The sequence below is a fragment of the Paenibacillus algorifonticola genome (genome assembly GCF_050481745.1).
Taxonomy (GTDB): domain Bacteria; phylum Bacillota; class Bacilli; order Paenibacillales; family Paenibacillaceae; genus Pristimantibacillus; species Pristimantibacillus algorifonticola_A.
Window position 1 is genome coordinate 315,155 of sequence record NZ_JBCNGR010000036.1, and the last position, 20,492, is coordinate 335,646.

17 protein-coding genes and 1 tRNA gene are annotated in these 20,492 nt (G+C 48.3%); 10 read left to right on the forward strand and 8 right to left on the reverse strand.

Annotated features, from left to right (window positions below):
- Window positions 1-47 precede the first annotated feature (47 nt).
- The 3 genes from ABEW34_RS26660 to ABEW34_RS26670 form a co-directional block, all read right to left on the reverse strand.
- A tRNA-Leu gene (locus ABEW34_RS26660) sits at window positions 48-131 on the reverse strand.
- 80 nt (window positions 132-211) lie between these two features.
- Window positions 212-424: a hypothetical protein gene (locus ABEW34_RS26665; protein WP_430163131.1), complete on the reverse strand. Its 213-nt coding sequence runs from the start codon at window positions 422-424 to the stop codon at window positions 212-214.
- A gap of 60 nt (window positions 425-484) precedes the next feature.
- Entirely contained in the window at window positions 485-1,315 is an 831-nt protein-coding gene (locus ABEW34_RS26670; RefSeq protein WP_430163134.1) for a hypothetical protein, read from the reverse strand.
- A 209-nt stretch (window positions 1,316-1,524) separates the two neighbouring features.
- Between ABEW34_RS26670 and ABEW34_RS26675 the strand changes: the two genes are divergently transcribed.
- The gene (locus ABEW34_RS26675; protein ID WP_430163229.1) at window positions 1,525-2,451 is read left to right on the forward strand and encodes a divergent polysaccharide deacetylase family protein; all 927 of its coding nucleotides are present in this window, start codon (window positions 1,525-1,527) and stop codon (window positions 2,449-2,451) included.
- Here ABEW34_RS26675 and ABEW34_RS26680 read toward each other — a convergent pair.
- A complete protein-coding gene (locus ABEW34_RS26680) occupies window positions 2,416-3,153 on the reverse strand; it encodes an N-acetylmuramoyl-L-alanine amidase family protein (RefSeq protein ID WP_430163137.1) in 738 nt (245 codons plus the stop codon). The two genes, ABEW34_RS26675 and ABEW34_RS26680, sit on opposite strands and share 36 nt — an antisense overlap.
- A gap of 178 nt (window positions 3,154-3,331) precedes the next feature.
- Here ABEW34_RS26680 and ABEW34_RS26685 point away from each other — a divergent pair, with 178 nt between their 5' ends.
- Complete coding sequence (locus ABEW34_RS26685; RefSeq protein ID WP_056041798.1) at window positions 3,332-3,526, forward strand: YqzE family protein; 195 nt, start codon at window positions 3,332-3,334, stop codon at window positions 3,524-3,526.
- Here the strand turns inward: ABEW34_RS26685 and ABEW34_RS26690 are convergent.
- The 3 genes from ABEW34_RS26690 to ABEW34_RS26700 form a co-directional block, all read right to left on the reverse strand.
- The gene (locus tag ABEW34_RS26690; protein WP_430163140.1) at window positions 3,517-4,404 is read right to left on the reverse strand and encodes a hypothetical protein; all 888 of its coding nucleotides are present in this window, start codon (window positions 4,402-4,404) and stop codon (window positions 3,517-3,519) included. The genes ABEW34_RS26685 and ABEW34_RS26690 overlap by 10 nt on opposite strands.
- Before the next feature lie 169 nt (window positions 4,405-4,573).
- Window positions 4,574-5,773: a YqhG family protein gene (locus tag ABEW34_RS26695; RefSeq protein ID WP_430163143.1), complete on the reverse strand. Its 1,200-nt coding sequence runs from the start codon at window positions 5,771-5,773 to the stop codon at window positions 4,574-4,576.
- Window positions 5,766-7,508 (reverse strand): DEAD/DEAH box helicase, encoded by a 1,743-nt coding sequence (locus ABEW34_RS26700; protein ID WP_430163231.1) that lies wholly within the window; start codon window positions 7,506-7,508, stop codon window positions 5,766-5,768. Before ABEW34_RS26700 ends, ABEW34_RS26695 begins: the two co-directional genes overlap by 8 nt.
- A gap of 418 nt (window positions 7,509-7,926) precedes the next feature.
- Between ABEW34_RS26700 and ABEW34_RS26705 the strand changes: the two genes are divergently transcribed.
- Window positions 7,927-11,808 (forward strand): LAGLIDADG family homing endonuclease, encoded by a 3,882-nt coding sequence (locus ABEW34_RS26705; RefSeq protein WP_430163146.1) that lies wholly within the window; start codon window positions 7,927-7,929, stop codon window positions 11,806-11,808.
- A 95-nt stretch (window positions 11,809-11,903) separates the two neighbouring features.
- Here ABEW34_RS26705 and ABEW34_RS26710 read toward each other — a convergent pair whose 3' ends face one another.
- Window positions 11,904-12,506, reverse strand: coding sequence for a TetR/AcrR family transcriptional regulator (locus tag ABEW34_RS26710; RefSeq protein ID WP_430163149.1), 603 nt, complete (start codon window positions 12,504-12,506; stop codon window positions 11,904-11,906).
- Window positions 12,507-12,678: 172 nt separating this feature from the next.
- Between ABEW34_RS26710 and ABEW34_RS26715 the strand changes: the two genes are divergently transcribed.
- From ABEW34_RS26715 to ABEW34_RS26745, 7 genes are all read left to right on the forward strand, one after another.
- On the forward strand, window positions 12,679-13,230 hold the full coding sequence (locus ABEW34_RS26715; RefSeq protein ID WP_430163152.1) for a pyridoxamine 5'-phosphate oxidase family protein: 552 nt from the start codon (window positions 12,679-12,681) through the stop codon (window positions 13,228-13,230).
- 37 nt (window positions 13,231-13,267) lie between these two features.
- Entirely contained in the window at window positions 13,268-13,711 is a 444-nt protein-coding gene (locus tag ABEW34_RS26720) for a hypothetical protein (RefSeq protein WP_430163155.1), read from the forward strand.
- A 948-nt stretch (window positions 13,712-14,659) separates the two neighbouring features.
- Window positions 14,660-15,457, forward strand: a complete 798-nt coding sequence (locus tag ABEW34_RS26725) for an ABC transporter permease (RefSeq protein ID WP_430163158.1) — start codon at window positions 14,660-14,662, stop codon at window positions 15,455-15,457.
- A 27-nt stretch (window positions 15,458-15,484) separates the two neighbouring features.
- Window positions 15,485-16,354 (forward strand): carbohydrate ABC transporter permease, encoded by an 870-nt coding sequence (locus tag ABEW34_RS26730; protein ID WP_046229252.1) that lies wholly within the window; start codon window positions 15,485-15,487, stop codon window positions 16,352-16,354.
- Between the two features lie 81 nt (window positions 16,355-16,435).
- Window positions 16,436-17,989: a hypothetical protein gene (locus ABEW34_RS26735; RefSeq protein WP_430163162.1), complete on the forward strand. Its 1,554-nt coding sequence runs from the start codon at window positions 16,436-16,438 to the stop codon at window positions 17,987-17,989.
- A 144-nt stretch (window positions 17,990-18,133) separates the two neighbouring features.
- Window positions 18,134-19,567 (forward strand): family 43 glycosylhydrolase, encoded by a 1,434-nt coding sequence (locus tag ABEW34_RS26740; protein ID WP_430163165.1) that lies wholly within the window; start codon window positions 18,134-18,136, stop codon window positions 19,565-19,567.
- 2 nt (window positions 19,568-19,569) lie between these two features.
- On the forward strand, window positions 19,570-20,487 hold the full coding sequence (locus tag ABEW34_RS26745) for a glycosyl hydrolase (RefSeq protein ID WP_430163168.1): 918 nt from the start codon (window positions 19,570-19,572) through the stop codon (window positions 20,485-20,487).
- Window positions 20,488-20,492: the final 5 nt, after the last annotated feature.

Here is a 20,492-nt window from a genome sequence, read left to right on the forward strand (position 1 = left end):
GAATCGCTCTAAGAGCCATTTCACGAACCTGTTAGTTAAAGATTAAATGCGGTCGAGAGGACTCGAACCTCCACGGCTGTTACACCACTAGAACCTGAATCTAGCGCGTCTGCCAATTCCGCCACGACCGCACATGCAAAATTTACATTTTTAATTTAGCATGTTGTCATGGGGGAAGTCAAGTTGGCTTTAAGAAGTTGAAATTTTCAGATTAATCGGTTGCGTCATACCATTTAGGAACTTCCTCTTCCATTGTAAAAGCAGGCTCTTCCTCCACAATCGTAGGAATTGCTGCCGTATTTGCGGTTAGCCCAACCGAAAAAGCCCGGCTCGGGTTGAGCGTCTTATTGATGAAATAGCCTAGCGTAATGGAGCCGATTAATAAAAGCAATACCGTCCAAATAATATAAAATGATTTATGCAAATGATCACGCTGCCTTTAAATAAAATGAGGTAGAAAAATGAAATAGAAAAAGCTTTATTTTTAGTTATAGAGGGCAAGCAGTTGTTTCCAAATATGAAATTTCTCGCCGCAGGCAGGGCAATTCGTGTGTCCGGCCATATAGGGCAGCTGTGCCTTAAGCTGCTCGTCTCCCAAACGCTCAGCTCGGCTGTGTACATAACGAAGGCTGGCTTCCGCTGAGCTTGCAGGATCAGCAGGGGTAATGGGTACTGGCGCATCCTTGTCGTTAAAAACGGGATCTGCCTTGTACGCGACAAGCTTCTCCCCGCTTTCATCCGGCCAAATGAATGTTTCATGCTCGCAAGAAGGGCATGCAGCGACATATTCATCACCGATGCTGTGGGTTTGCAGCATATTGGCAGCGGCTTGCTCCCCTTGAAAAGCAGCATCTGCGATTGCGATATAACGCTTCTCTGAGTCATCTTTATTAGGTCGCGCATAGTCGGCAAGCTGCTCGGACATTTCACCAAGCTTATTGATGGCATCATAATAAGAAAGATAAATATCAGCCCGTGCCTTTGCATCAATAGAGGGTACTAATTGCTCAAATTCTACCGGCATTTCCGAGGTAAACTCACAACTATTGTTTGCTTCAAATAAGCCGCAGGTGATGTAAATATCCAGCTTCACTTCCGGATCGTTCGAGAGACGGGCGATTTCCACCAAATAAGGGACCGCGGCGTAGGTGCTCGGATAAATCGTATTTTGATGATAAAGCTGTTCCCAGTATAGCTTGTCTTTGACCTGTGAGTCATAATTTTGCGCCAGCTGCTGCAGCATTTCCGGTACGGAATCGGCGAAGCCGTAAGGGCCTTCCAGTTCCGACCAAATCAAGCTATTTAAAGCGAGCATAACGAATCGCCTCCTCATTAATGAATATCCAGCATCCTTCCTTGCTATTTTACTATGGAATTGGTGATTTTGGCGATATGTGACAAAGGAAGCAGAATAACGGCGAATTAATTTCCAGCATTCAGCATATTTTGGCGCAAGTTCACAAACAATGAAAGGGAATGAATGATGACGCGTAGATAGCGAATGAGGAGTGTGGAGTTGTGAACATGAAGAGAAGCTATTTATGGAAAAAGAGGGCGGTTAGGCTGCTCGGACTAACGATGCTGGTATTGTCTATGAGCAATGAGACAGGGACCGCTGCTGTTGTTGCTGCAGAGCAGCATTCGCATGCATTCCAGCAACAACAGCAAATACAGCACCAACTGGTCTCGGAGACGCTGTCCGTTCCGCAAAAACCATCGAATGAAGCACAGTCCCCTGCACAGGAGCAGCGGCACCTTGCCATCGTCATTGACGATTTCGGCAATAATATGGATGGGACGGAGGAAATGCTGAAGCTGCCAATCAAGTTTACTGTGGCGGTGATGCCGTTTATGCCCTCTACACAAAAAGATGCAGAGGAGGCGCACCGACTTGGGCATGATGTCATTGTGCATATGCCAATGGAGCCAAATAAGGGTCTGAAAAAATGGCTCGGTCCCGGAGCCATTACGGCAGATTTAAGCGACGACGAAGTCCGCAAGCGGATCAATGCGGCCATTGACAATGTTCCTCATGCGATTGGCATGAATAATCATATGGGGTCCAAGGTGACTGCGGATGAGCGGATTATGCGTATCGTGCTTGACGTTTGCAAGCAGCGCGGGTTGTTTTTCCTCGATAGCCGGACGACCTATAAGACGGTTGTACCGAAGGTATCTAAGGAGGCTGGCGTACCGCTGCTGTCCAACGATGTTTTTCTCGATGATGTGTATACGATGCAGCATATCAGCAAGCAGATGAATGTAGTGCAAAAGCATCTTGCTACGCATGTTACCTGCGTCGTAATCGGTCATGTGGGGCCTCCAGGCAAAAAAACAGCGGCTGTTCTAAGACAGTCAATACCTGCCATGAACGCCGCTGTTTCCTTCGTCAAGCTATCGGATATGGTGCTGCAATCATTTGGTGATCAGCTTGTATTGCCGAATCCCTGAAGCGATTGCTGATGCGATATGAAGCTGCTCGCGGGGGTCGGTCAGCATCGTTCGATCATCGCTATTGCTGACAAAGCCCATTTCGACAATAACGGCTGGCTGGTATACGCGTCTAAGTAAATAAAACGGCTTGCCTTCCCTTGGGAGAAAGCGTGTGCGCTGCTGGCGATTAAGCGTATCCTGAATGCAGAAAGCAAGCAGGGCGCTTTCCCCGCTGCTCTGATGCAGCACCAGCGGCCCGCGTTCCGAGCGGTCGGGTGCCGAATTAACATGCAGGCTGACGAGCAGCTGCGTAGGAATTTCCTCGGTCAGCTGCCTCCTTTGCGACAAATCGCGCCGATGCCGGGAGCCGCTAATATGCCAGCGATTATCATCGCTGAGCGCATAATCGTCTGTGCGATTCAGCACAGCGGTAATGCCTTGGCTGTTCAGAAGCAAGTAAAGCTTTTTGGCTACAGCCAGGTTAATGTCTTTTTCCACTACGCCACCAGCTGTTGCCCCGCCATCTATGCCGCCATGTCCTGCATCAATGAGTACGACGGAAGAGGGCATGGTCCAATGCCCAGCATGTGGGGCGAATTGTTGAGAGGGTGGAGCTGCTTCATCTTGTGAAGCGTTATCTTCTCCTGCTGCCATTGATGCGGAATGGGCAGGAAGGCAGAAGAGCAGTGTAATGATCAAACATCGAAAGCAAGCAAGCACATGCCATCCTCCTTTTGAAAGGTTTTTGTCTTAGCTATATCGTGGCTCAATGGAGGAAATCTCATGCATGTTTATGTTTGGAGATGACAGGGCAAACTGATATCATCAATGGTTCTGAGAAATGACTGTCTATAGAAGCAGCTGTCTTGATACTCAAGCAAAGAGGGGAGCGACAGAAATGGCCAGCGGGGATGATTTAATTAAATATGTAACCGTACAGGTTGTGGAGTATATGGAGAAGCCAAAAGGGGAACGCAAGCAAATGAAAGCGTCAGCGAAGGCGATAAGGGAGCCATGGCTGACGCGCTGGTTCGGATGGGGGCCTGTTAGTCTAATGATGTGGTGGCGGGGAAAAAGCGAGCGTCAGCGATAAAATTCGCCTAGCTCAACAAGCAGTGTCAGCGGCACATAACGCTTGCTTTCGCCCAGCTCGTCCGTTTCAAGGGCAACGTATACTGCGCCGTTATTCCAGCTGTGATAGCCAGTTGCCGACCACACATACAGCATGTCGCCATTAAACCTTGCCGCTGTATAGGTAAGGTGTTTCTTTTTGTCCAAAATGCGCATGGAATCAACCTTGTCTACAGGAGCATCTGTCAGCCATTGCAGCTTCTCGTAAGGACTGAATGAAGCATTGGACACCGCTTTGGCAATGCCCGCAGTGACGGCCATAGGCGATTCGACTTGAATAAGCTTAAGCTCCTGACTTGCTTCGATGCTCCAGAGTGAAGCAGTCAGCGGCAGTGCTTCACCGCTCATAGCATCGGTTAATGCAGTGGACTTGCCGGAAATTTTCCACACGGACAGCAGTGGATGGATATATAGCGGCGTACTCGTAATAGTAGAGGGAATTAGTTCGAGCCGCTGAAGCGATTGCTGCAGCGTCGTTAAGTTATACAGATAGTCGCCAAGCCCATATTCGCCTAAAACAAACCCGCCGCTCTCCGTTGCATGGACAACGAGGTAGCCGACGGTTTTTTTGTGCTGGATAACGCTGGCCATCCAGCTGTGTGTGCCAGGGCCAAGTGCGGATATGCTGAGCGTTGCGCCTTGCCAGCTCTTGAAAGCAGGCTGAGTGGAGAGCTGCGCTGTCCATGCTTCGACATGGGCGAGGAGGGCAGTATCAACAGCATTTTCGGTTTCCGGCATGGCGGCAGCTTGCAGGAGCTGGAGGCTGCTTGTCCATAATAAAGCGCTTAATAATAATGCGCTGATCATTAGCTTCCGAATTTGGCTTAGCAATAAATTCACCCTTTTCTTCATGAGGCAGATCGCTAAAGCGGCGAATGCTGCCTATTATTAACTCGCAGCTTTATTATAAAAGGCAGAGCGGGAGAAGGCTGTTGGAATGTGTCAGGCATTGTGCAGCCTGTCCCGTTCTTTTTTTGCCACAATGATGCGGATCGGGTCTGTTCTTCGTCTATTCGATACCTTCCAGGTGGAAAATACCGCAGTTAATGGCGGAAGCCGTCACACGTGGCTCATATTGCCAGCGGATTTCCGATTGGCGCTGTTCATACTGCTCGCGCATGCTTTGCTTTTGCTCGTCGTCAGCCGCATGCTCGATTAATGGCTCATAATACAGCCGAATGCGCTCCAATTCTTCTTCCAGCCGCTCGGTTGCGGCGCCTGCCCATTCATAATCGTAGCCCTTCAGCTTGCGTTCGAGCGCCTGCTCCATAATAGATAGCGCCTTGTTAAAGGAAAGGCCATTTTTCGCCAAATGAATATTTGCGGGCAGGCGCGGCGTGAGCCTGAGGCGCTGAAGCCGATCATGGAACTGCTCGGTGCAATGCCCCGTTGCCAGCGATATGCCGTAGCTGTGTATTTCCTCGCGCTTGCGGTCGCAGGCGAACTCCACGCGCATATTGATGCCGAGCCAGGCGGTGTAAGGGGTCGAGCTGTAGGGCGAGGCGGCACCGCGCTCCGGTTCTTGAAATAGAAAGACGTAGCTGCCCTTCGATTTTGCCGCACCAAACAGCTGATCGAGCTTGCGCGAGCCGAAATACATTTCCTCGCGCGGAATGCGCAGACCCGTCTGATTGATATTGCCGTGCACAAAGCCGAGCGAGCGGCCAAGCGCAGCATCAGCTGCTGCCGCTTGGCCCGTTCCAGCTGCTGTTGTATTTGCGCTGCTATCGGCACTTTCGGCAGCGCCAGTTGGAGCACCAGAACCCGCTGGCGCCGTCGATGCCGAGTCAGCCACATTTCCGATTGCAGCTGGACTTGCATTTGTATTTGCGGGGGCGCTGCCTATGCCCGCAACAGGCCTCACGCTGCTTGCGGCACCGGGAAACGCTGCTGCACCTGCGTTTCCTTGTGCGCCCGCTACTATGTCCGCCGCCCCAACGGCGCCGCCCGGCAAGCGCTGCTGCGTGGGCAGTGCCGCGGTCTGAGCGGCGTCATACTTTTCACGGTCAGTTACGAGCAGGTAGGTCATCGTCTCGGGAGCAGCGTTCGTGCGGTCGACAAAGCTCCAGTAGTAGGGGCGGTTCGTCAGCTCCCGGTCCGCATCAGGTGACAGCTTAACCGTGAAATGACAGGGTGATTTCTCCAAAACCTGGCACTGGGTCGCCTCCAAATATCGCTGCACAAACTTGTGTACCTGCTTCTCATTCATGTCTTATCTCCACCGTCTGCCCGAGGGCTGTCATTTGTGACACCATATTCGCGCCTGCCTGCAGTTCAGGTTCAAGCTGCACCTCTTCGCGGATTTGCGTAATCGAGGAGGCGAGATCGCTGATCTTCTCACGCAGCTCCGTTTCGCTGCCGCCTGATTCGAGCAGCATGCGGGCAAGCTGCTGCTCCAGCGAGCCGTCTTTTTTCTCGAAGCGCTCCAATATATGATCCAGCTCGCCAATAACAAGCTCAAACATATTAATTTTTTCATGCAGCAAATGCACAATATGCTCCTCTATCGTGCCAAGGGTGCATAGGTTGTAAATTTTTACGTCCTCGGTTTGTCCTAGCCGGTGAACGCGGCCTATTCGCTGCTCTACGCGCATCGGGTTCCACGGCAAATCGAAATTGATCATATGGTGGCAAAACTGCAAATTGATGCCTTCGCCGCCTGCCTCTGTTGCAATCAATACTTGTGCCCGGCCGCGGAAGAGGTCCATCATCCAATCCTTTTTGCCGCGGTTCATTCCGCCTCGGTAAGGGACGGCAATCATGTCGTGGGAGCGGAAATATTGCAGCAAATACTCCTGCGTTGCCCGATATTCGGTGAAAATAATGACTTTATCGTTCATCCCCTTAACGAGCTCCAGCGCTTTTTCGGCCTTTGTATTGGCCTCGATTTTTTTGATAAACTCGACTAGCTCCCAGATTTTTGCGCGGACGGGCGAATCCTCGGCCGTCTTTTTGAACATATTGACGAGAGTCAGGAAGACGGCATCGCGGCTGCTGCATACCTCACGCTGGAGCGTGACGAGCGACAGCATGCTGCTCAGGTCGGTGCCGCTTTCATCGTAGCGTTCATGCACGAAGGCGGTCACTGCGTCGTAAAGCGCCTGCTCGCCCTCTGACAGCTGAAGCGGAATATTTTTCACAAAACGTTTCGTAAACGAAATGCCGCCTTCGCCGCGTCGATTGCGGATCATAATGCTGGACAGCGCCGTTTGCAGCTGTTCTTCATTTTTTGGAAGACGCTTATCCACGACGAAATTGGCGGCAAACTCGCTTTGGCGGCCGAGCTGGCCGGGCTTGAGCAAAGTGATCAAATTGTACAGCTCGTCCAAATTGTTTTGTACGGGCGTTGCGGTGAGCAGCAGGCAATATTTTTTGCGCAGCTCGGTGACGAACTGGTAGTTGGTCGTTTTTTTGTTTTTGAGCTTATGCGCCTCGTCGATGATGACCATATCGTAGTCGGTGCCCAGAATGACGTCGCGGTGGGGATCACGTTTGGCTGTATCTATCGATGCGACGACGACGTCATAATGCCAGGTATGGGCTTTTTTCTGGGCAACGGCGGAAATGCCGAATTTCTGATTCAGCTCGCGCACCCATTGCAGAACGAGGGAGGCGGGAACGAGAATGAGCGTACGGCGCACGAGCCCGCGGACGATATATTCCTTCAGCACGAGGCCCGCTTCAATCGTTTTGCCAAGCCCAACCTCATCGGCGAGAATGGCGCGTCCGCCCATTTCATGCAGCACCTTGCGCGCAGTCGAAATTTGATGGGGCATCGGCTCGAGCATCGGCAGGCTGCGCAGGCATTGCAGCTGCTCGAAGCTTTCAATTCGTTTCGCTTGCTCCGCCTCCATCGATAGTTGATATAACGTCCAGTCATCCCAAGGTCCGTTTTTGGCGATGCGGTTTTGCAGCTCGTCTAAGGTGGAACGGTCATATTGCAAATCTACGAGCGGATGAAGCTTGCGGGTGACGAGTGCAGCAACTGGAGCGGCGGAAGATCCGGATAGCGATTGTTTATTATCTAAAGACAAGGGAGCAGCTCCTTTCATCGTTTAAGCCAACATTCATCGTCCAATCAAGCAAAATGAGTAGGTTGAAATCTTTGTTTCTAGTATGGCCCTTTCGTCGCCTATTCATAAGAAAAGGCTAAAAAAAGCGTGAGGACTAGCAACGGAAAGCACAGCCTTTGGCAGGCGAGGAAATTGGGCGTTTTTGGCTGTGAATGATGAAGAAACCCAATATGTAGTATGTTATAATGATTTTCAGACACAATATATCGGGTTAAGCATGATGTGAAAGGCCTTGTTAGCGGGCAAAAATATGCGTTTTTAGCGAATGCAAGGAGAGGCGGCGTTACTTATGGAGAAGAAACAAACCTCAAATGAAAATAGGAAGGGCACCAGCAGGCTGGAGGGGCTCAGCGAGAAAATTTTTCTCGATCGTTATGCTTGGAAAAATGCTGATTCCAGCAGCGCTAAGCCTGGAGATCTTGTGCTCGTGCTGACCAAAGATGATCCAAAGTTTCCAACGAAGGAAGTAGGAGAGATAGTGGCCCGTGAGGGTGAGCAGGTAGAGGTGCAGCTTAGAAGCGGTGGACGTATAACGACTGCGGTTGAGAAGCTGACGCTGACCATTGAGCAGACGCCGGAGGAGATGTGGGATCGCTTGGCGAAGGCGGTTGCTGGAGTCGAGGGCAGCGAGCAGAAGCGGGGGGAATGGGCTGAGCGCTTTCGCTATATTTTAGACGACTGGAAGCTCGTGCCGGGCGGCAGAATTGCAGCGGGGGCAGGGGCTAGTGAGGAGCTTACGCTGTTTAACTGTTATGTGCTGCCTTCTCCGGCAGATAGCCGTGGCGGCATTATGCAGACGTTGACGGAAATGACGGAAATTATGGCACGCGGGGGCGGAGTTGGCATTAATCTGTCATCGCTGCGTCCGCGCCGCGCCATTGTGGCAGGGGTAAATGGCGCATCGAGCGGGGCGGTGTCATGGGGCGGGCTGTTCAGCTATACGACGGGGCTGATCGAGCAGGGCGGCAGCCGCCGCGGCGCCTTAATGCTGATGATCAACGACTGGCATCCCGATGTGCTGGATTTCATTACAGTGAAGCAGACGATGGGACAGGTGACGAACGCGAATTTATCGGTATGCGTGAGCAACGCTTTTATGAAAGCGGTGAAGGAGGATTTACAGTGGGAGCTGGTATTCCCGGATACGAAGGATGCACAGTACAACGAGCTTTGGACAGGAGATCTGGATGCTTGGCGGGCACTCGGCAAAAAGGTGATTTTGTACAAAACGGTACGCGCCCGTGAGGTCTGGCACATGATCATTGAATCAGCCTGGAAATCGGCAGAGCCCGGCGTCGTTTTTATGGAGTATTATAATCAGATGTCGAATAGCTGGTATTTCAACCCCATTATTAGTACGAATCCCTGCTTTCATCCGGGCACCAGAATTACGACGGAATACGGGCTGATGACGATAGAGGAATTGTATAAAAAAACAGCAGGAGGAAGCTTTCTTGTCGGCACCGATGCGCGTTTGGTCGAACAAGCAAAAGTTGTCGGTGGGCGTTCTTATGAGGTTCCCGGTGTGAAGATGCGGCAAGCAAGGGTGTTTCCTACAGGAAAGAAGGAGACGGTCGTCGTATCCTTGCAAAATGGAATGGATATCAGCGTGACAAAAGACCATCGCTTATATACGAACGTGGGCTGGAAGGAAGCGCAGCACCTCACCCAAGAAGATTGCGTTTATGTCCAATCCGGTAAAGGTCATTTTGCAGCGAAAGATGAGCTAGGCGAACATTGGGGATTGTTTCTCGGTTGGCTCGCGGGCGACGGGTGGGTATCGAAACGCGGGGATATCGGCATGGTTTTTGGTGGCGGGGATGAGGAGGTCGTAAACCTGCTTGTAGAAGCGGGTGAGAGGATCACTGGAGTAAAGGCGAAGGTGTATGCTCGAACAAACGGAACAAAACAGGTATATTGGTGGCGTAAAGAGCTGCTTCAAAAGCTGAATGAGCTGGGCGTTAAAGCTGTCAAGGCCCCAGAGAAGGAAGTAGCTGAGGCATTATTCACATCGTCAGAAGCTACCGTAACGGCATTTCTGCAAGGGCTTTTTAGTGCAGATGGAACGGTTTATGAACGGGATGAAATGCGGCGCACTGTTCGTCTAACTTCGGCTTCAAGAAAACTGCTGCAGGGCGTTCAGTTTTTGCTGCTTAATTATGGTATTCACAGCTCGATTTATGCCCGTCCCAAAAAAGCACAAACGCAATTTCAATATACGACAAAAGCTGGCGAGCACCGTACGTATGAAAGCAGCGGCTTTTATGAGCTCATTATGACTGGAAACAATATTCTTGCCTTTAAAGAACAAATCGGATTTCATTATGTGACGAGAAAACAAGAGGCACTTGAGCGAATAGCTCGGAGGTCCCGTAAAACGGAAAAATTTCTGTCCAGAGTCACTTCGGTAAAGGCGGGAGAAACCGTCACCGTTTACGATATTACGGAGCCTATTACCCATTCGCTTCTGGCAGGTGGAATGGTTGCACACAACTGCGGCGAACAGGGTCTTCCCGGCTGGGGCGTCTGCAATCTTTCAGCGGTCAATTTGTCGCGTTTCTATAATGAGCAGCGGCATGACGTGGACTGGGAGGAGCTGGCGAAGGTGACGCGTTGGTCGGTGCGGTTTCTCGATAACGTCATTGACACCACACCGTATCATTTTCCTGAAAATGAAGCGAACCAGAAGCGCGAGCGCCGCGTTGGGCTCGGCACGATGGGGCTTGCGGAGCTGCTGATTAAGCTGCAAATCCGTTATGGCAGCGCGGAATCGCTCGATTTTCTCGACAAGCTGTATGGGTTTATGGCCCGAGAGGCGTATCTTGCTTCGGCGGAAATTGCAGCGGAGAAAGGCGCCTTTGCTGCCTTTGAAGCGGATAAATTTTTGCAAAGCGGATTTATGCGAAGCTTGACGTCGCATTATCCCGAGGTTGGGGCGGCGGTAGAACAGCATGGTATTCGCAACGTCACGGTGCTGACGCAAGCGCCGACGGGCAGTACCGGAACGATGGTCGGCACCTCGACAGGCATTGAGCCGTATTTTGCCTTTGAATATTTCCGTCAAAGCAGGCTGGGCTATGACAAGCAGCTTGTTCCGATTGCCCAGCAATGGAAGGATGCGCATCCTGACGAGGAGCTGCCGGATTATTTTGTAGCAGCAATGGATCTGTCTGCGAAGGATCATATCCGGGTCCAGGCAGCGATTCAGCGCTGGGTGGACAGCTCGATTTCGAAGACAGCGAACTGCCCGAATGATTTTACGGTGGAAGAGACGAAGGAGCTGTATGAGCTGGCGTTTGATCTAGGCTGCAAGGGCGTGACCATTTACCGCGACGGTAGCAGGGATGTGCAGGTGCTTTCGACGACGGATGAGAAGGAGAAGAAGCAGGAGACGGAAGAGGCGCTTAAGCTGCCAACGGGAGCAGATAGCGATGAGAAAGAAGTTCAAGCACTAGATAGTGGGGCTATTACTGCTGAGAGAGCGGAGTCCAAGGTTGCTCCAAGTGTTGAGAGTGCACATGACGCAGCAGGCCCAACAACGACTACAGCTACAACCGCTGTGAGTAAGAAAACACTGGACAAAGCGTACAAAAGCCGCCCGCAGGTACTGCGCGGTGCCACCTACAAGGTAAATACGCCGTTCGGCATGGCGTACATTACGATCAATGATCTCTCCGGCTCGCCGGGCGAAATTTTTCTGAATGTCGGCAAGGCAGGCTCCGATGTATTCGCCATGGCGGAAGCGCTGGGCCGCGTCTGCTCGCTATTTCTCCGTTATGGCGATCATGGTCATAAGGTAGAGCTGTTAATTAAGCACTTGAAAGGAATCGGTGGCACAGGGGCGATTGGGTTTGGCGCAAACCGCGTGGAATCGATTGCTGATGCCGTGGCGAAGGCGTTGGAGCAGCATATAGCGGCAGCTGACTTGCAGCAGCCAGTTGTGGAAGAGCGGGAGGAAAGCGGAGAAGCATCTGAAGCAAGTGTGGACTTGAAGATAGGCTCATCCGTAACAGCTGCATCAATAGCGGCAACTAACATCATTCCAGACTCAGCAAAAAGCCGCAGCAGCGCAAGCTCGCTCGACCTTTGTCCTTCTTGTGGTTCAGCGTCGTTGATTAATATAGAAGGCTGCAAGCAGTGCAGCAATTGCGGGTACAGCCGATGTAATTAACGATTCCTTATAGGGAAAGTCTTGAAGCAATTGCCCCCGCCTCATTGAGAGGTGGGGGCAATTAATTCTGTAGATCCTCCTAACGAACGAACAACTTAGTTTAATATATACGCATCCAAAAAAACACTAACACCGCGTTCAACAAACATTCTGATTTGAGCATCGGATGGATCTTCAATAATACCGAATAGACATTTTTCCACTAGCTCTGATTCGATCAAGGCTATATAGTGTGATACAACCATTCCTATATCCCTCTTTTTTACCTTTTGAGCATCCATTTCTTTCTCAAAGTGCGAGGATAACATATCGAGAATTTTCCTCTGACCCTCCTCAAAGAATAAAATCCCAATGTCAGAGCGCGTGGACTCAGCAATTAGCATGCGGTTAATGGCAATCGTATCCGGACTACATCGTTGATGCAAATAATGTTCCCCGAAATTCTGTAGCACAGTCTTAAGATCATCATTTTCTGTCAATATGGATTTTATTGTGATTAATTCGGGTTGAACAGACTGTTTGACCATTTCTACAAATACTTCTTGTTTTGATGAAAAGTAGTTATATAAAGTTGCTTTGGAACCGCCTACACGTGCAGCGATTTCGGACATGGATACGTCATATGAAGCACTTTCCTTTAGCAATTGTAAGGCTACATCGATTATTGCTTTCCTCTTGCTTTCACTTTTGGTTCTCAAAAAAACCGCTCCCTGTACAATCTGCAAATTTCTAAATTCATTATAAAATTTGAAACCATTATCGTCAAATAAGAAAGTGCTAGCTCGCAAGCAGAAAGAGAATATTGACGGTTAGTAATTCCTTCATTATAATTAAACTGTACTGTACAGTTTAATTATTGGAGGTTAGATTATGAGGGATACTAAATCAATGTGGATTGAAAACAGATTGGAACAGAAAGATCTTATGCCTAAGTTAGTTAAACAAGAATTTGAAAAGGAAATTAGGCAAGACATTTTGGACTTTTTAAAAGTACAAGAGGTTGCTAATCTAGCGACAGCAACTCCGACAAATTGGCCACTTATTCATGCTATGCATTTTGCCACAGTTGCAGATAAAGAAAACAGACCGGTCTTCTACCTATTTTCTGTTCCAGGCACCAGAAAGTTGCATAATATCACTGTAAATCCACAGGTTGGATTGTCGGTATATAATTTACTGGGATATGAAAATAAAAAGCAGGCAAAGGCATTTCAATTTATAGGAATCGCCGAAATTATCAATGACGAAGAGGAATTTAAAAAAGCACTGGCAGCTCAAAGAAGTAAGCTGGGGTATGAATTTACTGAATATTTACCTCTTGAAAAACAACCTTGCATACGAGTAGATGTTCTATACGGCACGTGGATGGATCAATCGAGGAAGCACCCATTTGTATCATTAGACTATCTGCGGCAGGTATAGCATCTTACGTCTGTGATAAAGATGGGGGGATTTATATATGAAGAAACTACATGCGTTTGCTAGCATTATATCTTTTCTATGTATCGCCAGTTTTTTTAGTTCTACTATTATAGTTGATTTGTTCTGTAGTCATGAAACGATCGCTAAATTAAAAAGTTTGATTGTTCTACCAGGATTGCTCGTTTTGATTCCGGCCATGGCAATAACTGGGGCAACGGGCTTCAAAATATCTAAAGGAAGGAAAGGAATGATTATTGAAAAGAAAAAGAAAAGAATGCCTTATATTGCCTTGATCGGTATATTAATTATGATACCGTCCGCAATATTACTTAATATGTGGGCATCAACAGGTCAATTTGGTACAAAATTTTTGTTGGTTCAGCTGATTGAACTCATAGGCGGTGGTGTCAACCTATTCCTAATGAGTATAAACATGAAGGATGGATTTGTACTTACCGGAAAATTAAAACTCAAAAGATAATTTTGCCAAATTTGTCGAGGGACGAGAACATAGTACCATACAAATCCGCTAAAATTGCTACTTATAAAGGAACCAAGTCCTTATTCCAACAAAAGTTAATCAAGATAAATAGAACGAACGAACGAATCCCCTCAAGCTCTTTCAAGGAGTTTGAGGGGATTCGTTTGCTACGTCCGTTTCTTTTCATATGGATAAAACTTATACCAATATGGACAAATAATAGTATTATTAAATTTTGTTGCTAGATAGGACACTGAATCGTCCATATTTCCCTAACTGTGTGGAATACTCACAAACTCCAGAATTCATTATGATGGAATTAGTAAAGCGCTTTCTTTTTTGTATGCAGAAGAAGGACATCCTTTTTGCAGCTTATGAGGAGGTTTTTATGAAATGACTGTTCGAGCCTATCATGTTCGGCGTTTTCCTAGCGGTATGCCTTATTCAAGTGTTATGGTGCGATCAAAATAAGACTAAGCATTCGATCTCTACTTATGGAACGAGGCGATTGAGCGTAATTACGATAACTACCATTTGTTGAGAAGCCAAAGAGCAGGTAAGGATATGGAAGAGATAGCGCAGCCGATTATCCGGAATTTGGAATGCAAGCTCCGAAGCCTGGCAGCGCCGACAGAGCATTTGCAGCAGCCGGAGGAAATCGCAACTGAGTAACCAATAAAACAACATTATATGAGAGAGGTAACAAATGGTAGACAGCGGGTAGCGTATTTGCGATAGGCGAATATAACGTCAATTTGATTGTGGAAAGGATTGTTGGATTTGAAAAGTGGAAATGTGGAGAGCGTCCTTAAAGCGCCTAGGCCTAAAAGGTCAAAATGGACCCATACCTGGAGAGAATACAAAAAAAATAAATATATGTTTTTTATGCTTTTCCCCATATTGGTGTGGTACGGGATTTTTCATTACGGACCGTTATACGGTGTCCAGTTGGCGTTTAAAGATTTTAGTCCGATACGCGGAATTTGGGGAAGCGAATGGGTCGGATTTGAATATTTCAAATTTTTGTTTTTCCAATCGCCAGACTTTCTAAGAATTCTGAAAAACACGGTCATCATTAGCTGTTATAATATTATTTTTGGATTTCCGGCGCCGATTATTCTGGCGTTATTGCTGAACGAGATACGGTTTGGCTTATTCAAGAGAGTAGCCCAGTCGATCTCGTATATCCCGCATTTCTTTTCCTGGGTCGTCCTGTCCGGCATCATCATGATGATGCTTTCGCCAACCCATGGACCGATTAACTATTTATTGTCGCTCGTGAACATCGAACCGATCTACTTTTTAGCCGATTCCAACTACTTCCGATCAACGCTGGTTGTAACGAATATATGGAAAGAAATAGGCTGGGGCACGATCATTTATTTGGCTGCATTAACGGGGGTCGATCCAACCTTGTTCGAAGCGGCCAAGATCGACGGAGCCAATCGGTTCAAGCAAATAAGGCATATTTCGATCCCATCTATTTTGCCAGTGGTTACCATCATGTTTATCTTATCGCTGGGAGGCATTCTCAATGCAGGCTTCGATCAAATATTTAATTTGTATTCCCCTACTGTATACAACGTTTCCGACATCATCGACACCTACGTATATCGAGCCGGTATCGTTAACGGTCAATTCGGATTAACGACAGCGGTCGGCTTGTTCAAGAACATTATTGGCATCACGTTGGTGCTCGGCACGAATTATGTTGTGAAAAAAATGGGACAAGAAGGGGTTCTGTAAAGAGCCGTCAGGAGGAGAGCGAACATCATGAAATCGTCAGTTGGAGAAAATATTTTCCAGTTTATACTTATTGCATTTATATGTGGCTTGTGCACTGCTATGATCTATCCGTTTATTCATATTGCGTCCGTATCGTTAAGTGGGCCGGCGGAATCGACGCGTATGGGATTTCACTTATATCCGAAAGACATCGACTTGTTCAGTTGGAAGCAGGTTGTGAGCCAGCAAAAAATATGGTGGGGCTTCGGCAATTCGGCTTTTCGGACCGTGGTCGGCACCTTGTTGACGCTCGTCGCGATGTCCATGGTCGCGTATCCGTTATCGCGCAAAACGTTGCCTCATCGCTCCTTCTACACGATGATCATTTTATTTACGATGTTTTTTAGCGGGGGCCTCATTCCAAGCTATTTGCTTATCAAAGAGCTGCACTTGATGGATAGCAGATGGGTGTACATCATTCCGGGATTGGTGCCGACTTTCTCCATGCTCGTATTGCGCAACTTTTTCATGTCTATTCCGCAGGAAGTCGAGGAATCGGCAAGAATTGACGGAGCGAACGATATTCGCGTTCTGGTAACGATCGTATTGCCGTTGTCGAAGCCCGTATTGGCAACGCTGGCGTTATGGACTGCCGTCGGGCATTGGAACGCTTGGTTCGACGCGGTCTTGTACATTTCCGATCAATCCAAGCAAGTGCTCCAATTTTTTTTAAGAGAAATCGTTATTCTTAATGCGGACAAAGAGACATTCGGCAGCACGGTTGTCGGGAACTACAAGTATGAAACTTCGATCAAAGCGGCTACCGTGATGTTCGCCGTACTGCCGATTCTAATCGTGTATCCGTTCCTGCAAAAATATTTCGTTAAAGGGACGATGATCGGCTCACTTAAAGGTTAGCGCGATTTATCCAGGGAATGACAAATACAATCATTCCTTGTTTTAATAAATTTTATTGGCACATAAAAGGGAGGAAAAGAAATGAAAAACAAAAAACGATTGATTTTTGCGGCTATGTTGTCTATGACATTGGTTGCAACGGCTTGTTCGAACGGGACGGGCAGCGAAACGAACGCGCCTTCGCAGAGCAATACGCCGGACAAAGAAGAAACGATTGTACTTACAATCAACCCAAGCACATGGAGCATTCCGACAAATGATGACAACGAAATTCAGAAGTATGTCGAGGAAAAGTATAACGTCAAAATCGTGAATATGAGAGCGACCGACGAGAACTTCAAGGTCAAAGTGTCGGCGGGCGAAATTCCCGACATTTTTCCTCACAATATTAGCGAAGGAGATATGGTGAATTACGCAAGGCAAGGCGTAATCGCCAGCATTTCGGTAGACGAAATCAAGCAATATATGCCGATATACACGGCGGACGTGGAAGCTGTCGATCCGAATGCGTGGGATATCGGATTTTATGACGGGAAGAACTGGGGCGTTCCGCGCGTATGGCTGAACGGCTCCTACGGATTCATTCCGACTTACAACGGCGCATGGTTGAAAGCAATCGGCTATAACGAAGCCCCGAAGACGCTTGAAGAATACGAGGATGTCGTGTACAAGTTCCGGAACAACGATCCGGACCGCAACGGTCAAAAGGATACGTACGCTTTTACAACCCGCGGGACAGGCAATCAGCAATTCAACGAGATCTATGCGGCTTACGGCGTAAATCCTTATCAATTCATGTTAGCCGATGACGGGACCGTAACGTGGGGAGGTCTCTCCGAACAGGCCAAAGAAGCGTTGAAGCTTCTGCAGAAGTGGTATAAAGACGGCGTTCTTGATCCGGAGTTCTTAACGGACAATAACGATACCATTACGCAAAAGTGGAACAACAAAAAAATCGGCATACTCGACCACAACATGTACCATCATCTGTTCAACCAAATCGAGACGAATAAGGCAAACGGCATAGAGCCCGTTTATGGCAAAGGTTTGATTGGACCTGCCGGCAAGTCGCTAGCTATGTCCAACGGCGCATTGCAAGTGCCGCTTCTGTTCGGCGCGCAAGTTGAGAAAGATGAGAAGAAAAGAATTAAAATTTTGCAAATTCTTGAAGACTTGGTGAGTAGCGATGATGCTTATCTAAAGACGGCGTTTGGTCTCGAAGGCGTTTCCTATGAACTTAAGGACGGTGCGGCGGAGGCGTTGGAGCCTTATAAGAGCAATAACGACAAGGTGCTCGAATTGGGCTACGGCGGCTACTACAATCCGCTTGTTGAGCGTAGTCTGTCAATGTGGAAATACCATTTCTCCCCTGCAAAGCTGGAATTCAGAGAAACATTAAATGAAGGCATTGAAACGATTTCGGATCTGCTAGGACCGACGCCATTGGAAGCAAAGTCCAAATATTCCGCAACGCTCAATCCGCTTCAAGACGAATATTATGTAAAAGCGATTATCGGAACTGATCATATTGATAAAACATTTGAAGAGTTCAAACAAAATTGGTTGAAATCCGGCGGAAAAGAGCTGCTGGAAGAAGCGACTAAAGTGTATCAAGAACGTCTAACTGCGAAATAAGGATTGGTAACATTGTGATGTAACAGTAATAGGATCGGACTGCCGAGATGGTTGTTAGCCTTCGGGATGACAATTGGTCAGAGCAGTCCCTTGGTCTTGGCACGAAACGTTTATACTTCGAGATAAAAAGAAAGGATCTTTCTCATGCCCCCATCCAATACTGGGTTTCCCATTGTAATTCTTCCTGGCGATTATCCCGATCCGTCCATTGTACGTGTAGGGGACGACTATTACATGACCCACTCTTCATTCGATTATATGCCGGGACTGCTCGTATGGCATTCCCGCAATTTAACGGTATGGGAGCCTATCGGACACGCCGTTCATCAGCATGTGGGTTGTATTATGGCACCGGAAATCATCTGGCATGACGGCCAGTTCTATATATATTTTCCGGCAGCGCGTACGAATTGGGTCGTAACCGCGGAATCTCCCTCAGGCCCATGGAGCGAACCGATTAATTTGCACGTCGGTCTGATTGATCCCGGGCATGCCGTGGACTCGAAAGGAAGCCGTTATCTCTTTCTGTCTGACGGATACAGAATCCGGTTGGCGGCCGATGGGCTCTCGACGATCGGCGAGCTCGAGAAGGTATATGAAGGCTGGCGCTATCCTAATGAATGGCGGACCGAAGGCTTTTATCTGGAGTCGCCCAAGATTACGTATCAGAATGGATATTACTACATGACGTGCGCGCAAGGAGGAACGGCTGGTCCGGCAACCAGCCATATGATTATATCGGCCAGATCGGAATCGATTGATGGGCCTTGGGAGAACTCGCCCTATAATCCAATCGTACGAACCGAGAACCGCATGGAGCGCTGGTGGTCGAAAGGTCACGGAACCCTTGTGGATACGCCCGAGGGAGAATGGCACGTCATATATCATGCTTATGAAAATAACTATGCGACGCTTGGAAGACAGACGCTTATGGAGCCTGTGCAATGGGAAGATGATGGCTGGTTCCGAACGTCGGAGCAACTTGGCGTAAGCGATTTGCCATCGACCGGAGAAATCGCTTTATCCGACCGGTTCGAGTCAGACCGCTTGAAGCCGCATTGGCATTTCTATGGTCGTTCAACCGTGACCGGCTACAATGTCGGAAAAGGGAAACTAGAGTTGCAAGGTCTTTCCGCTGAAATCGTCGAGCCTTTGTTATGTATTCCATACCATCACGCCTATGAAGCTATCGTTTCCCTTCAATTGGACGCAAATACGGAAGGGCGCTTAAGCCTGTTCTACAAGCCTGGCTTCCAATGCGGTGTCGGCTTTAACGGCACGCATGTATTTTCATTCCGCGATCAATATCGGTCGGAGAATACGGAAGTTTTCGAAAATGTCATCATGCTACGTATTGTAAACGATTCCCATGACGTCGATTTATATTACGGTTCAGACGGGTCTAATTGGAAGAAGCTGGACCATGGCTTTGAAATGTCTGGGTTTCATAATAATGTGTTAGGGAAGTTTTTAAGTTTAAGAATCGCTTTGGATGCCGTTGGAAGCGGTAGGGCTTCATTTAGTCATTTCATTTACAACGGTCTTGATGGGAACGTACGGCAAGAGGAGGGCAACTAAACATGGACAACGTGACGAAGGCTCCCTTGTACAGGGATCCCTTTTATGACGGTGCGGCAGATCCTGTCGTTATCTGGAATAGAGAGGCCAAGGAATGGTGGATGTTATATACGAATCGCAGGGCGACGGCGGAGGATCGTAATGTTGCCTGGGTGTATGGAACGGATATAGGAGTAGCTTCATCCGTCGACGGCAAAGAGTGGGTATACAGAGGCACGATAGAAGGGTTAGACATTGAATGGGGAAGAAATACGTTTTGGGCTCCGGAAATCTATTGGCACGAGGGTACTTACCATATGTATGTTTCTTATATAAGAGGCGTGCCCGATCGTTGGGGGCATCAAGCAGATATGCTTCATTATACAAGCTCGAATCTTATGAAGTGGACATTTCAATCCAAATTGAAGATTAGCGACACCAATATCATAGACGCTTGCATTTATCAAATGCCGGACGGCATGTTCAGAATGTGGTTTAAGGAAAGCAATCACACATATGCCGCCGAAAGCAGCGATTTGTACGAATGGAGACGGATTGGACCGGTTATCGAGGGACGTTGGCATGAAGGGCCTAACGTATTCCGATTCGAAGGGTTTTATTGGATGATCGTGGACGAGTGGAGAGGACAGGGCGTATACCGCTCCGATGATTTGCTTCATTGGGAACGCAACGGGCTTATTCTCGATCAACCGGGTTCCCGGGAGGATGACGGCACGAACGGCCTTCATGCGGATGTTGTCGTTCAAGGTGAGCGTGCGTACATCTTTTATTTCACGCATCCCGAGAGAACGAAAGGTAACGAAGAGTCAACCTACGGAACAAGGCGATCATCGATACAAGCAGCCGAGCTAGAAGTCGTGGATGGCGTCCTCATTTGCAATCGAGATAAACCGTTCGATCTGAAGCTATTACCAGAATAATAGGA

Bases quoted from the DNA above. Each gene is read 5' to 3' on its own strand.
- ABEW34_RS26670 (WP_430163134.1), bottom strand. From the start codon at position 1,315: ATGCTCGCTTTAAATAGCTTGATTTGGTCGGAACTGGAAGGCCCTTAC.
- ABEW34_RS26685 (WP_056041798.1), top strand. From the start codon at position 3,332: ATGGCCAGCGGGGATGATTTAATTAAATATGTAACCGTACAGGTTGTG.
- ABEW34_RS26695 (WP_430163143.1), bottom strand. From the start codon at position 5,773: ATGAATGAGAAGCAGGTACACAAGTTTGTGCAGCGATATTTGGAGGCG.
- ABEW34_RS26740 (WP_430163165.1), top strand. From the start codon at position 18,134: ATGCCCCCATCCAATACTGGGTTTCCCATTGTAATTCTTCCTGGCGAT.
- ABEW34_RS26730 (WP_046229252.1), top strand. From the start codon at position 15,485: ATGAAATCGTCAGTTGGAGAAAATATTTTCCAGTTTATACTTATTGCA.
- ABEW34_RS26745 (WP_430163168.1), top strand. From the start codon at position 19,570: ATGGACAACGTGACGAAGGCTCCCTTGTACAGGGATCCCTTTTATGAC.
- ABEW34_RS26720 (WP_430163155.1), top strand. From the start codon at position 13,268: ATGAAGAAACTACATGCGTTTGCTAGCATTATATCTTTTCTATGTATC.
- ABEW34_RS26735 (WP_430163162.1), top strand. From the start codon at position 16,436: ATGAAAAACAAAAAACGATTGATTTTTGCGGCTATGTTGTCTATGACA.
- ABEW34_RS26675 (WP_430163229.1), top strand. From the start codon at position 1,525: ATGAAGAGAAGCTATTTATGGAAAAAGAGGGCGGTTAGGCTGCTCGGA.
- ABEW34_RS26715 (WP_430163152.1), top strand. From the start codon at position 12,679: ATGAGGGATACTAAATCAATGTGGATTGAAAACAGATTGGAACAGAAA.
- ABEW34_RS26705 (WP_430163146.1), top strand. From the start codon at position 7,927: ATGGAGAAGAAACAAACCTCAAATGAAAATAGGAAGGGCACCAGCAGG.